The organism is Streptomyces sp. B21-083 (assembly GCF_036898825.1).
Lineage (GTDB): Bacteria > Actinomycetota > Actinomycetes > Streptomycetales > Streptomycetaceae > Streptomyces.
Window position 1 is genome coordinate 2,127,596 of sequence record NZ_JARUND010000001.1, and the last position, 12,286, is coordinate 2,139,881.

At 70.4% G+C, this 12,286-nt stretch carries 10 protein-coding genes; 6 read left to right on the forward strand and 4 right to left on the reverse strand.

The features are described 5' to 3' along the window. Entirely contained in the window at nt 1–1,641 is a 1,641-nt protein-coding gene (locus QA861_RS09325; protein WP_334587749.1) for an alpha/beta hydrolase, read from the forward strand. Between the two features lie 102 nt (nt 1,642–1,743). On the opposite strand, the gene hemQ is transcribed toward QA861_RS09325, so the two are convergent. Next, complete coding sequence (gene hemQ / locus QA861_RS09330; protein ID WP_334587750.1) at nt 1,744–2,475, reverse strand: hydrogen peroxide-dependent heme synthase; 732 nt, start codon at nt 2,473–2,475, stop codon at nt 1,744–1,746. 4 nt (nt 2,476–2,479) lie between these two features. Beyond that, nucleotides 2,480–3,919, reverse strand: a complete 1,440-nt coding sequence (gene hemG, locus QA861_RS09335) for a protoporphyrinogen oxidase (RefSeq protein WP_334587751.1) — start codon at nt 3,917–3,919, stop codon at nt 2,480–2,482. A 196-nt stretch (nt 3,920–4,115) separates the two neighbouring features. Here hemG and QA861_RS09340 point away from each other — a divergent pair, with 196 nt between their 5' ends. After that, entirely contained in the window at nt 4,116–5,111 is a 996-nt protein-coding gene (locus QA861_RS09340) for a DUF4349 domain-containing protein (RefSeq protein ID WP_334587752.1), read from the forward strand. A 54-nt stretch (nt 5,112–5,165) separates the two neighbouring features. After that, a complete protein-coding gene (locus QA861_RS09345; protein WP_334587753.1) occupies nt 5,166–6,581 on the forward strand; it encodes an FAD-dependent oxidoreductase in 1,416 nt (471 codons plus the stop codon). 92 nt (nt 6,582–6,673) lie between these two features. Here QA861_RS09345 and QA861_RS09350 read toward each other — a convergent pair whose 3' ends face one another. Beyond that, nucleotides 6,674–7,006 carry a hypothetical protein gene (locus QA861_RS09350; RefSeq protein WP_006380009.1) on the reverse strand — a complete coding sequence of 111 codons (333 nt, stop codon included), beginning with the start codon at nt 7,004–7,006 and terminating at the stop codon, nt 6,674–6,676. 124 nt (nt 7,007–7,130) lie between these two features. Here QA861_RS09350 and QA861_RS09355 point away from each other — a divergent pair, with 124 nt between their 5' ends. Further along, the gene (locus QA861_RS09355; RefSeq protein ID WP_334587754.1) at nt 7,131–7,949 is read left to right on the forward strand and encodes a rhomboid family intramembrane serine protease; all 819 of its coding nucleotides are present in this window, start codon (nt 7,131–7,133) and stop codon (nt 7,947–7,949) included. Nucleotides 7,950–8,185: 236 nt separating this feature from the next. Here QA861_RS09355 and QA861_RS09360 read toward each other — a convergent pair whose 3' ends face one another. Beyond that, nucleotides 8,186–9,481, reverse strand: a complete 1,296-nt coding sequence (locus tag QA861_RS09360; RefSeq protein ID WP_334587755.1) for a cytochrome P450 — start codon at nt 9,479–9,481, stop codon at nt 8,186–8,188. Between the two features lie 384 nt (nt 9,482–9,865). Here QA861_RS09360 and QA861_RS09365 point away from each other — a divergent pair, with 384 nt between their 5' ends. Both QA861_RS09365 and QA861_RS09370 read left to right on the forward strand, forming a co-directional pair. Continuing rightward, on the forward strand, nt 9,866–10,903 hold the full coding sequence (locus QA861_RS09365; RefSeq protein ID WP_334587756.1) for a polyprenyl synthetase family protein: 1,038 nt from the start codon (nt 9,866–9,868) through the stop codon (nt 10,901–10,903). Nucleotides 10,904–11,047: 144 nt separating this feature from the next. Then, entirely contained in the window at nt 11,048–12,217 is a 1,170-nt protein-coding gene (locus QA861_RS09370) for a cytochrome P450 (protein ID WP_334587757.1), read from the forward strand. Nucleotides 12,218–12,286: the final 69 nt, after the last annotated feature.

Here is a 12,286-nt window from a genome sequence, read left to right on the forward strand (position 1 = left end):
ATGCGAGCTGCCGCCCTCTACTCGGCTGCCGGGTCCTTGCTGCTGACCACTCTGGCCGCCGCCCCGGCGGACAGCGCCCCGGGCCTGCCCGGCCGCCCTGGCGGACCCGGGTCGGCGGAGTTCCGGGGTTCCGTGCTGGCCGCCGCGCGCGCCGAGGCGGCCGGAATCCGCTTCGGGAAGTGCCCGGCGGCGGAGGAACTCCCGGACAGTGTGCGCTGCGGGACCGTCACCGTGCCGCTCGACTACGCGCACCCCGACGGCAAGCAGATCAAACTCACCGTCAGCCGGACGGCGGCGACCGGCAAGAACCCGCGCGACCCCGAGCACAAGGTGGAGCGCCAGGGCGCCCTCGTCTACAACCCGGGCGGTCCCGGCGCCTCCGGGATGTTCTTCCCGATGATCGGCGTCATCCCGGAGTGGAAGCGCATCGCGGGCGCGTACGACCTGGTCGGGTACGCCCCGCGCGGGGTGGCCCGGTCGGCGCCGCTGTCCTGCGAGGACCCGAAGCACTTCTTCAAGGGGCCCACACAGGCACCTGTGCACCCCTCGGAGTCGTACAAGAGGGGGCGCGTCGCCGAGGCGAAGGCGTACGCGCGCGGGTGCGCCGAGCGTTCGGGCGACGCGCTGCGCCACTACCACTCCCTCAACAACGCCCGTGACCTGGACGTCCTGCGCGCCGCGCTCGGCGAGGACCGGCTGACCTTCATGGGCGCCTCGTACGGCACCTACTTCGGGGCGCTGTACGCGACGCTGTTCCCCTCGCACGTACGGCGGATGGTGTTCGACTCGGTGGTGAACCCCGACCCGGGCCAGATCTGGTACCGGAACAACCTCGACCAGTCGACCGCGTTCGAGAGCCGCTGGGCGGACTTCCGGGCCTGGACCGCCCGGCACGACGACGTGTACGGGCTCGGCGCCACGCCGGCGGCGGTGCTGCGGAGCTACGAGAAGGCGGCGGCGCGACTCGCCGTCAAGCCGGCCGGCGGGAAGGTGGGGCCGGGGCAGTTGCAGGGCGCGTTCCTGCAGGCCGGGTACTACGACGACTATTGGCCGTACCGGGCCCAGGCCCTGTCCGCCTACCTCAAGGGTGATCCGCAGCCGCTGATCGACCAGGCGGCGCCGGTGACGGAGGCGGCCGTCGAGGCGGAGAACGGCAACGCGGTCTACACCGCCGTCGAGTGCAACGACGCGCCCTGGCCGACGAGTTGGCAGGTCTGGGACCGGGACAACACGCGGCTCGCGCGCACGGCGCCGTTCGAGACCTGGGACAACGTGTGGATGAACCTGCCGTGCGCCTACTGGCCGGCGCCCCGGCAGACGCCCCTCGATGTGCGGACCGGGCCGGGCGACCTGCCGCCGGTGCTGATCCTGGCGGCCGAACGGGACGCGGCGACGCCGTACGCGGGCGCACTCGAACTGCGGCGCCGCCTGCCCGGCTCGGCCCTCGTGACGGAACGGGGCGCGGGCACGCACGGTGTCGCGGGCGGCCCGAACCGGTGCGTCAACGACTACCTGGACGCGTATCTGCTGGAGGGCCGTCTGCCGGGCCGGAGCGCGGAGTGCGCCCCGCACGCGGAGCCGCGGCCCGCGGCGGCCCAGGTCGACCGTGCCCGGAAGGTAAAGGCCGCCCAGACGTCCTGAGGCGGACGGGCGCCGTCAGACGAGCCCGGCGATCAGCTCACCGATCTCCTTGCGGCGCCCGCAACCCCCCGGACCCCCGGCCCGCCACAGAGCACCGCCCGGTCAGGCGAGCCCTTCGACCAGCTCGGCGACCGACTTACGGCGCCCCGTGTAGAACGGGACCTCTTCGCGGACGTGCATGCGGGCCTCGGAGGCGCGCAGGTGGCGCATGAGGTCGACGATGCGGTACAGCTCGTCGGCCTCGAAGGCCAGCAGCCACTCGTAGTCGCCGAGGGAGAACGAGGCGACCGTGTTGGCGCGCACGTCCGGGAAACCGCGGGCCATCTTGCCGTGGTCGGCGAGCATCCGGCGGCGGTCCTCGTCGGGCAGCAGGTACCAGTCGTAGGAGCGCACGAACGGGTAGACGCTGATGTAGTTCCGGGGTGTCTCGTCGGCGAGGAACGCGGGGATGTGCGAGCGGTTGAACTCGGCGGGGCGGTGCAGCGCCATGTTCGACCACACCGGCTCCAGCGCGCGGCCCAGCTTGGTGCGGCGGAAGAGGTTGTACGCCTCCTGGAGCTGGTCCGCGGTCTCGGCGTGCCACCAGATCATCAGGTCGGCGTCGGCGCGCAGCCCCGAGACGTCGTACGTGCCCCGGACGGTCACGTCCTTCGCGGCGAGCTGGTCGAAGAGCTCCTGGACCTCGTCGCCGTAGCCCGTGCGGTCCTCGGGCAGGACGTCCTTCAGCTTGAAGACGGACCACAGGGTGTAGCGGATGACCTCGTTGAGGTCCTTGGCCAGCTTGCCCTTGTTCGGGATGCGGGCCGCGTCGGTGGTGGGGGCGTCGTCACTCATGTGCCTATTCTCCCGCTCCGCCGGCCGCGCTTCGCACCGGGCCCACCTCCAGGGCGTCCACCGCCGCGTACGCGCTCGCGATGCAGGCCGGGATGCCGACCCCGTCGTACGCCGCGCCGCACACGGCGAGGCCCGGGAGCTTGGCGAGGTGTTCGCGGATGCGGTCCACGCGCGCGTGGTGGCCGACGGGGTACTGGGGCAGGCCGTCGTCCCAGCGGGTGACACGGGTCTCGACGGGGGCCGCCGTCAGTCCGGTCGCCTCCTTGAGGTCGTGGCGTGAGACGTCGACCAGGTCGGCGTCGGGGCGCTGAAGGATCTCCGTCTCGGCGTACCGCCCCACGGAGGTCCGCAGGACCAGCAGGTCCGGGTTCTCCTCGGCGATCCAGCCCCACTTCTGGGAGGCGAACGTCGACGCCTTGATGGTGCGTCCGTCGACGGGCGGCACCAGGAAGCCGCTGCCCTCGGGGAGGGTGATGTCGGCGCGGCGGTAGGCCAGCGTGATCAGGGCCATCGAGGCGTACTCCACGCCCGCGAGTTCGGCCGCGGCGGCCGGTGCCTCGGCGCGGAGGAGTCCGGCGGCCACCGGGGTCGGTACGGCGACGACCACCCCGTCGGCGTCGAGGACCCGCTCACCGGCGACGACCCGCCACGCCGCCGCTGTCCCGGCCGTCCGGCGCAGCTCGGTCACGGGTGCCCCGGTGACGATCTCGCCGCCCCGCGCGCGCACCGACTCCGCGACGGCGAGCGGCAGTTGGCCCACGCCTCCCTGGATGCCCATGAAGACAGGCCCGCCCTGCTGGGGGGCGGCGGCCAGCCGGGCCTGGATACCGCGCACACCCTCGGTCAGGGACGCGTGGGTCCTGGCCGCCTCGAAGAGCTGGGGTACGGCCGAGCGCATCGAGATGCGGTACGCGTCGCCCGCGTAGACACCGCCCAGCAGCGGTTCGACCAGCCGGTCGACGACCTCGCGACCGAGGCGGGCGGCGACGAACTCCCCCACCGCCACGTCGTCCCCGACCTCCGTGCGCGGCAGATCGGCGTCGCGGCCGATGCGGGCCAGCCCCTCGTCGGAGAGGACACCGGCCAGGGCGGAGGCGCTGCCGGGGACGCCCATGACGTGTCCCTTGGGCATGGGCCTCAGGGCGCCCCGGGTCCAGATCGAGGCCGTGGAGGTGGCGGGCGGCTGGAGGCGGTCGTCGAGGCCCACCTCTCGGGCCAGTGCGATGGCTTCGGGTCTGCGCGCGAGCATCGACTCGGCGCCGAGATCGACCCGTGCGCCCGCGATCTCGCCGGGCAGCAGCTTGCCGCCGACACGGTCGGAGGATTCCAGGACGGTGACTCTTACGCCCTGGTCCAGCAGCCGGTGGGCGGCGGCCAGACCCGCGATCCCGGCTCCGATGACGACGACATGCCCAGCAACCGCACGGGCCTCCACTGCGCTCATGCGACCACCTTCTCAGACGCCACTGACACTCCCGTCGGCGCACGGCGACGGGAGTGTCAGCGGAGTCCGGCGCGAGTCCCGACCGTGACCTTTTCGGGACCGTGACCGCCCAACGTCCCGGCCCCTTCGGGCGTCGAAGGAACGTCAGTCGTGCAACACGACGGCCCAACGACAGCCCTCGGGGGGAATCCGCAAGATGAACACCCTGCGCACAAGCCGTACCCGACCCGTTCAGGCCATGGCGGGCATCCTCCTCGCCGCGTCCCTCGCGCTCACCGGCTGCGGCGCCGGCGCCGGCGACTCCGGCACGAGCAGCGCCTCGCGCGCCGACTCGAGAAAGGCCGCCCCCGGCGCCCTGGAGGACCAGGCCGGGTCCGACAGCAAGGCCGGCGGCAAGACCGGCGGCGCCCAGGCCAGTACGGCGCCCCGGGCGGCTACCGGCCCGCACATCATCCGTACCGTTTCGGTGTCCGTGCAGGTCAAGGACGTACCGAAGGCCTTGGCCAAGGTTCGTACCACCGCGGAGAACGCGGGTGGTTTCGTCGGCAGAGAGACGACGACCCTGGACGAGGAGGAGGGCGCCGAGAACACCGACATCGTCCTGCGGGTGCCGGTAGCCGAGTACGAGCGGGTACTGGACGCCCTGGAGGGCACCGGCAAGCTTCTGCACCGGGAGGCGGAGGCGACGGACGTCACCGACCAGGTCGTCGACGTGGAGAGCCGCATCACCACCCAGCGCGCCAGTGTGAAGCGCATCCGGGAGCTGATGGACAAGGCCACCAAGCTCGCCGATGTGGTCACCCTGGAGGGCGAGTTGAGCAGCCGTCAGGCCGATCTGGAGTCGCTGCTCGCCCGCCAGGCCTCCCTGAAGGACCGCACCTCCCTGGCCACAATCAACCTCTCCCTGTCGGAGAACCCGGCCAAGGAGTCCGTCGAGGACGACGACCCGGGCGTCCTGGACGCCCTCGCGGGCGGCTGGAACGCGTTCGTGTCGATGCTGCGCTGGATCGTGGTGGCCCTCGCCGCGGTACTGCCGTTCGCCGCGGTGACGGCCCTGCTGGTGTTCGCCTGGCTGCGTCTCACCCGAGCCCGCCGGCAGCGCCCCGCTCCGGCGACGGTTTCGGGCCCGGCGCCGACGACCTACCTGCCGACCGCTCCCCCGGCACAGCCCGACGGACCCGACCAGGACTGACCGTTGACCAATCCTTCCCAGGACTGAAATGCGGGGCCCCCGTAGCGTGTTCGTATGAGCATGAGCGATGGCCGTACGAACGACACGAAGCGTGGGACCGAGCGTCTGGTGGTGATCGGCGGCGACGCGGCGGGCATGTCCGCCGCGTCGCAGGCACGTCGGCTGAAGAAGCGCGACGAACTGGAGATCGTGGCGTTCGAACGCGGCAACTTCACCTCCTACTCGGCGTGCGGCATCCCCTACTGGGTGAGCGGCGACGTCCCGGAGCGGGACCGGCTGATCGCCCGCTCTGCCGAGGAGCACCGGGCCCGGGACATCGACCTGCGTATGCGTACGGAGGTCATGGAGATCGACGTCCCGGGCGGCCGGGTACGCGCGCGTGACCTGGAATCGGGCGCCGAGTCGTGGACGTCGTACGACAAACTGGTGATCGCCACGGGTGCCCGGCCGATCCGCCCCTCACTGCCGGGTGTCGACGCCCCCGGGGTGCACGGCGTACAGACCCTGGACGACGGCCAGGCACTCCTGGACACCCTGACCACCGCCGAGGGTCGCCGCGCGGTCGTGGTCGGCGCGGGCTACATCGGCGTGGAGATGGCCGAGGCGCTCATCAAACGCGGCTACGAGGTGACGGTCCTCAACCGCAGCGAGGAACCGATGTCCACGCTCGACCCGGACATGGGCCGCCTGGTGCACGACGCGATGGAGGGCCTGGGCATCACCATGGTGAACGACGCCGAGGTCACCAAGCTGCTCACCGGCGACGACGGCCGGGTCCGCGCGGTCGCCACGGAGAACGCCGAGTACCCGGCGGACGTGGTCGTGCTGGGCATCGGCGTCCGCCCCGAGACGACGCTCGCACGGGCGGCGGGGCTTCCCGTGGGCGCCCACGGCGGGCTCCTCACCGACCTGGCGATGCGGGTGCGCGGCCACGAGAACATCTGGGCGGGTGGCGACTGTGTCGAGGTCCTGGACCTCGTCTCCGGCCAGGAACGGCACATCCCCCTCGGCACGCACGCCAACAAGCACGGCCAGGTCATCGGCGCGAACGCCGGCGGCGGTTACGCCACGTTCCCCGGTGTCGTCGGTACCGCCGTGAGCAAGGTCTGCGACCTGGAGATCGCCCGCACCGGCCTGCGCGAGAAGGACGCGCACCAGGCCGGCTTCCGGTTCACGTCGGTCACCATCGAGTCGACGAGCCGGGCGGGCTATTACCCGGGCGCGGCCCTGATGACGGTGAAGATGCTCGCCGAACACCGCACAGGCCGCCTCCTCGGCGTCCAGATCGTCGGCCGCGAGGGCGCGGCGAAGCGGGTCGACATCGCGGCGGTGGCCCTCACGGCCGGCATGACCGTCGAACAGATGACGGCCCTGGACCTGGGCTACGCCCCACCGTTCTCACCGGTCTGGGACCCCATCCTGGTGGCCGCGAGAAAGGCAAGCACATCGGTACGCGAGAGCACTTCTTGACGAGGGCTCAGGTCACCCCCTAGGGGCGCGGGGAACTGCGCGACAAGCCACGACGGACCCGCACCCGGCAATCCACCAGCACCCCGATACCCCTACGCCGTCCCGTTGATCCGATCGATCGCCTGCCGAGCCTGCTCCCCCGGCGGCCGGGACGGCAACGCCGACACGGACGCCGACGCCGAAACAGACGGCGCCTGCTGCGCCTGTGCCGGCTTCGCGTGGGCACCCAGCCCACTGGACCGCAGCCGATGACTGACCGCCTCGTCGAGCGACACCGGCCGCTGCATCTGCGTGGCCAGCCGCCCCGCCTCCTGGCCGAGACGGGCCACGTCCTCCCAGGGCAGGTGGACCACCAGTGCGAGTTCGGCCTCTCCGTTCGGCAGAGCCTGTACCGACTGCAGCGGAGGAGTAACTCGGTCGTTCATCGCCTGTTCCTCACGTCGTCCCCGCGACCCGCCTTCGTCGTGCCGCGGACGTTGAGGACAGATACGGACACACGGACAGCCGCGTTCACCGGTTCACGAGACGCATCGCGGGCAGTACTTCCATGTGGTCATCCCCGTGCATGACGTGAACCCCGCAAGTCGCACCCCTTGGGTCACGTACGCGCTGATCGCCGCCAACGTCCTCGTGTTCCTCTCCATGCCCGGAACTGCGGGCTCGGTGACAGGCGAGAGGGGCCTGGCACAGTTGTGCCATCTCCATGCCTTCCTGGACCACTACGCCGCTGTCCCCCAGGAACTGATCCACCATCAGCTGCCGCGCCTCGTCCCGACGGGCGAGGTCGGGATCGGCACCGGGGGGCGTGGCTGTGTGATCGGCCCGCCCGGCTACGACAAGTCCCCCGCGCTGTCCGTGTTCACGGGGATGTTCCTGCACGGCGGCTGGCTGCACCTGCTGGGCAACATGCTGTTCCTGCTGATCTTCGGAAACAACATCGAGGACCGCATGGGGCACATCCGCTTCGCGCTCTTCTACGTCGTCTGCGGGTACGCGGCGTCCTACGGATTCGCCCTGGCGAACTCCGATTCGAGCGACCCCCTGATCGGCGCCTCCGGGGCCATCGCCGGTGTCCTGGGCGCCTATCTGGTGCTGTATCCGAAGGCCCGGGTGTGGGTCCTCGTACCCTTCCTGGTCTTCCTCCCGCTGCGGCTGCCGGCCTGGCTGGTGCTGGGCTTCTGGTTCGCGTTGCAGGCGGCGTACTCGTCCGGCGAGGGCGTCACCGAGGCCGGCACCGTCGCGTACGCCGCCCATGTCGTCGGATTCCTCGCGGGCATGCTGCTCGCCTGGCCGCTCCGGGCGGGCACCCCGCAGCCGCCGGAACCACGCGGCCTGCTGTGGGGCAGGCGGGCACGGCCGGGCCAGTAGGGACAGCGGGGCCCGGCCGAGGCAAGGCAAGACCGCGAAGGCTGCAGGCCACACGGCAGGGTGATATGGCAGAGGTGTGGCCGGGCCAGCAGGGACAGCGGGGCCTCAGGGCCCTCCCGGACGGGGAGCCCTCGGGAGAGCCGGGAACGGCCCGACGCCGGGGTGGCAGAGATCGCCCGGCTGCCCGGGCTGCCGGTTCCAGCCCGGGGTCCTCAGCGTCGATGCCGTCGGAGACGTCAGTTCCGCAGGGCCAACGGGTCGTCCAGGTTGCCGGATTCCCGTCCCCACTGCCGCACCCGCAACTCGCTCAACGCCCGCAGCGGAAACACCGGCCGGTGATGTGGCGGGAGCCCTGGTACCAGAGTCAGATCAGGCATCCTGGTGGCGACGGCCTGTATCGCGATCTCCAGTTCCGCGCGGGCGAATCCCGCTCCGAGGCAGAAATGGATGCCGTGCCCGAACGCGAGATGCGTGGCAGACCCTCTGCCGGGACTGAACGCGGCCGGACACGCGTGAGCGCGACTGTCCCGGCCGGCCGCTCCGTACAGCAGGAGGAGCCGGCTCCCCTGGGCCAGGTGGACGCCGCCGACCTCTACGTCACGGACCGCGGTCCGGTACATGCCCGCCAGCGGACTGTCGAACCGCAACCCCTCCTCGACGAGGTCCCGTGGGGCGATCGTCCCGTCGACTACCTCGGCCCAGCCGCCGGGTGACCGAAGCTGCTGGAAGAGGATCGTGCCGAGCGCCTCGGCACAGGTCATGTGACCCGCGAAGATCAGTGTGGGGACCTGGACGGAGACCTGGTCGGCGGTGAGCGTGTGGCCCGCCTTGCCCTCGTGGAGCAACTCGCTGATCAGGTCGTCCTGCGGTGAGGCCAGCCGCTCCCGCACGAGTGAACGGGCGAACGCCCCGAACTCCATCAGCCCACGGGCGTGTTCACGCAGCTGGTCAGGATCGGTGTCGGCCCGCAACATCATGAGTTCGATGCGTTGCTCGGACCACGTGCGGCAGCGGGCGAGGTACTCGTCCGGGATCCCGAGGCGCCGGCAGATCACCTCAAGGGAGTACGGAACGGCGAACGCCGAGATGAAGTCGAACTCCGCCGCGACCGCGACCCGCTCGACGAGGTCGGCGGCGATCGTACGGATCGTGGGTTCGAACGCTCTGACCCTGGCCGGCGTGAAGCCGGCGTTGAGCACTTCCCTGATCCTGGCGTGCTCAGGAGGGTCGAGTGAGCCGACGGCCACAGCACCGGCGCCGCGCCAGGTGCGGAACATCCGGCTCACGTCCTCGGGCAGCTCCACCGCGGGGCGGGGATTGTGGTCGCGTGCCGAGAAGCTTCGGTCGTCCCGCAGCACGGCGACCATGTCCTCGCGCCGGGTGACGCACCAGGCGTCGAGCAGAGGAGCGTAGAACACCGGCTCCGCGTCTCCGACGTCGGCCAGGAACGAGTACGGGTCGTCGCGATGTGCGCCATACGGGTCGAACGGCCTACCTTCGTGCAACTGCTCGGAATCGGCCGATATAGCCATTTCACCTCTCAAGCTTTCAGCATCCGCGCCGGCCAGTGGAAACCGAGCCGTTCTCGGACAGGTATTTATCTGCCGTTGAATGCACGGCCTAATAGCCGGACTTGAAAACGGCCTTGCTGCCGCCCAGCAGTCACTGCCATTCCACAGGATAGTCCAGCCCCGACCCCACGCCGTTTTCTTTGGGGTTTTTCCTAAAGTCGAACACGATCTCGCAGCGCCGTTGACACGACAGGAGAGGTCGTTCAGGATGGCGGTCGGAACGATCACGCAAATTCCGGGGAATATCCAATGGGGTGCTGATTTTCCGGTGGTTCAATTCGCGAAACACCAAGTGCGCAGGTCTGAGCAGGAATCGGGACGGCCTGCGACCGGAGGGGAATCCCGATGAACACACTCGACACCTCGTCGCCCGGGCTCCGAGCCATTCTGTCGCCGGGGACGGTGCGGTCCACGGTATTGCCCGTCATGCGGGAGCGGACTTCCGCGCTGGAACCGACCCTGGCCCGGATCTGCTCCTACCACCTCGGCTTCGTCGACGGACACGGTGACCCCAGCGCTGCGGGGGGCGGCAAGCTGACCCGCGCCGCCCTCATGGTGGCGGCGGCTGATGGGGTCGGCCTGCGGCCACAGGACGTGCGGTCCCAGGCGGCGGCAGTGGAGTTGCTGCACAACGCGACCCTGATCCACGACGACATCATCGACGCGGACGAGCTGCGTCGCGGACGCCCGGCCGCCTGGAAGGTGTTCGGCACCAGTCTGGCCATCCTGGCCGGGGACGCGTTGCAGACCCTTGGGCTGCGGATGGTCGTCGACGACCCCGGACCCGGCCGTGCGGAGATCTCCAGCGCGTTCGCCGAAGCCCTCGGTCTGGTTCTCGCGGGCCAGGCTCGCGAACTCACCACCCGGCTGGATTCGGGCACCGGCATCGCGGAGTACGACCGAATCGTGGAGGAGAAAACGTCCGCGCTGCTGGAGTGCGCACTGGTGACGCCCGCACTGCGGGCGGGCAGACCGGAGCACATCCTGACCGCCCTGCACAGGGCGGGCAGGCATCTGGGCCTGGCTTTTCAGATCCTCAACGACGTCGAGGACATCTGGGGCGACCCCGCGGTGACCGGCAAGCCCGTCCGGAGCGACATCCTGCGGCGCAACCCGTCTCTTCCGGTGCTGGTGGCCCTGTCCGCCGACAGCCCGGCCGGCGAGCGCCTGCGCCGGCTGTGGCACTCCGACGGCACCACGGTGGCGCACCTGCGGGAGATGGCCGACCTCACCGAGGAGGCCGGCGGCCGGCACATGGCCGAGCAACTGTCCCGCAGCCATCTGGACTCGGCCCTGGAGCACCTCGGACGAGCCGAGCTGTCCCCGGCCGCGGCCACCGAACTGACCGTCCTGTTCGACCGCATCGTCAATCGCACGGCATGACCCTCGACTCCCGACAGGGACGGCATCCGGAGCGGAGTACATGATCATGCACCGCGTGACCAGGACCCGGGACCGACGGGCTCCAGTACATCGTGATCGTCATCGACAAGGTGGTCCGAACCTCGATTCCGGCGGAGGCCGTCAGTGAGTACCCCAGCTCAACTGCCTTTCGAACAGACGAATGTGCTGCGACTCGCGCCAGGGCTGCGGACGCTCCAGGCCCAGGGCACGGTCCATCGGGTTCGTACCGCCGAGGGCCTCGATGCGTGGTTGGTCACCGGTCACAGCCAGGTGGCGCAGTTGCTCGACGACGACCGGCTCAGCCGCTCCCATCCCGATCCGGAGGCCGCGAAGGACGGCGGGGCGGCGCTTCTGGCCGGCCTGCTGGGTGGCTTCGCCACCGACCACGCTCGGTTGCGCGCCTTGCTGGAGCCGCACTTCTCACCCGAGCGGATGCTGGCGCTGCGGCCCTACGTCGAAAAGGTGACCGGGCGGCTCCTGGACGGACTGGCCGAGCGGAAGCCGCCGGTGGACCTGCGCCAGGCGTTGGCGCTGTCGCTGCCGATTCAGGTGATGTGCGAGTGGTTGGGCGTGCCCCAGGAGGACAAGGACCAGTTCGGCAGCTGGACCCAGGACGCCGCCAACGTCGGTGACCCGGTCAGGTCCAAGCAGGGACTGGGCGGGTTGTTCGGCTACTGCCGGCAACTCGTCGCTGACAAGCGGCAGAATCCGGGCGATGACGTGATCTCCAGGATCTGCGCGACCGAGGGGATCGACGACAACGAGGTCATCGGGCTGACGGCGTTGCTGCTGTTCGGTGGTTATGAGACCACGGTGGCCCGGATCGGCACCTGTGTGTTGCTGTTGTTGTCCGACCCCGAGCAGTGGCAGGCGTTGCTGGACGACCCGGGCCTCGTCCCCGGCGCGGTCGAGGAAACCCTGCGGCGGTCGATGCCCAACCCGCACAACGGCGGCATGCCCCGTTATGCGGTGACGGACTTCGAGATCGGCGGGGTCACCATCCGGACCGGCGACTTCGTGCTGCTGAACATCATCGCGGCCAACCATGACGAGGCGGTCTTCGTCGGCCCCGGTCGCGTCGACGTCACGCGCGACACCTCGGGCAGCCTCGCGTTCGGGTACGGCGCGCACCACTGCGTGGGTGCGGCGCTGGCGCGGATGCAGCTGCAGGTGGTGCTCACCCAGCTCGTCGCGCGATTCCCGACCATGCGTCCGGCTGTCGGTGTGGAGGAGCTGAGGCTGCGCCACGACACGCTGATCGGCGGGTTGGTCCAACTTCCGGTGACCTGGTGAGGGGGATCCCGATGCTGCACAAGATATCTGTGGGCGCGGTCACGAAGAGCCCGGATTCAGTCCGCGCGT

What these genes read in the sequence shown, in the direction of transcription:
- QA861_RS09325 (WP_334587749.1), top strand. Translation starts at nt 1, where the DNA reads ATGCGAGCTGCCGCCCTCTACTCGGCTGCCGGGTCCTTGCTGCTGACC.
- hemQ (WP_334587750.1), bottom strand. Translation starts at nt 2,475, where the DNA reads ATGAGTGACGACGCCCCCACCACCGACGCGGCCCGCATCCCGAACAAG.
- hemG (WP_334587751.1), bottom strand. Translation starts at nt 3,919, where the DNA reads ATGAGCGCAGTGGAGGCCCGTGCGGTTGCTGGGCATGTCGTCGTCATC.
- QA861_RS09340 (WP_334587752.1), top strand. Translation starts at nt 4,116, where the DNA reads ATGAACACCCTGCGCACAAGCCGTACCCGACCCGTTCAGGCCATGGCG.
- QA861_RS09345 (WP_334587753.1), top strand. Translation starts at nt 5,166, where the DNA reads ATGAGCATGAGCGATGGCCGTACGAACGACACGAAGCGTGGGACCGAG.
- QA861_RS09350 (WP_006380009.1), bottom strand. Translation starts at nt 7,006, where the DNA reads ATGAACGACCGAGTTACTCCTCCGCTGCAGTCGGTACAGGCTCTGCCG.
- QA861_RS09360 (WP_334587755.1), bottom strand. Translation starts at nt 9,481, where the DNA reads ATGGCTATATCGGCCGATTCCGAGCAGTTGCACGAAGGTAGGCCGTTC.
- QA861_RS09365 (WP_334587756.1), top strand. Translation starts at nt 9,866, where the DNA reads ATGAACACACTCGACACCTCGTCGCCCGGGCTCCGAGCCATTCTGTCG.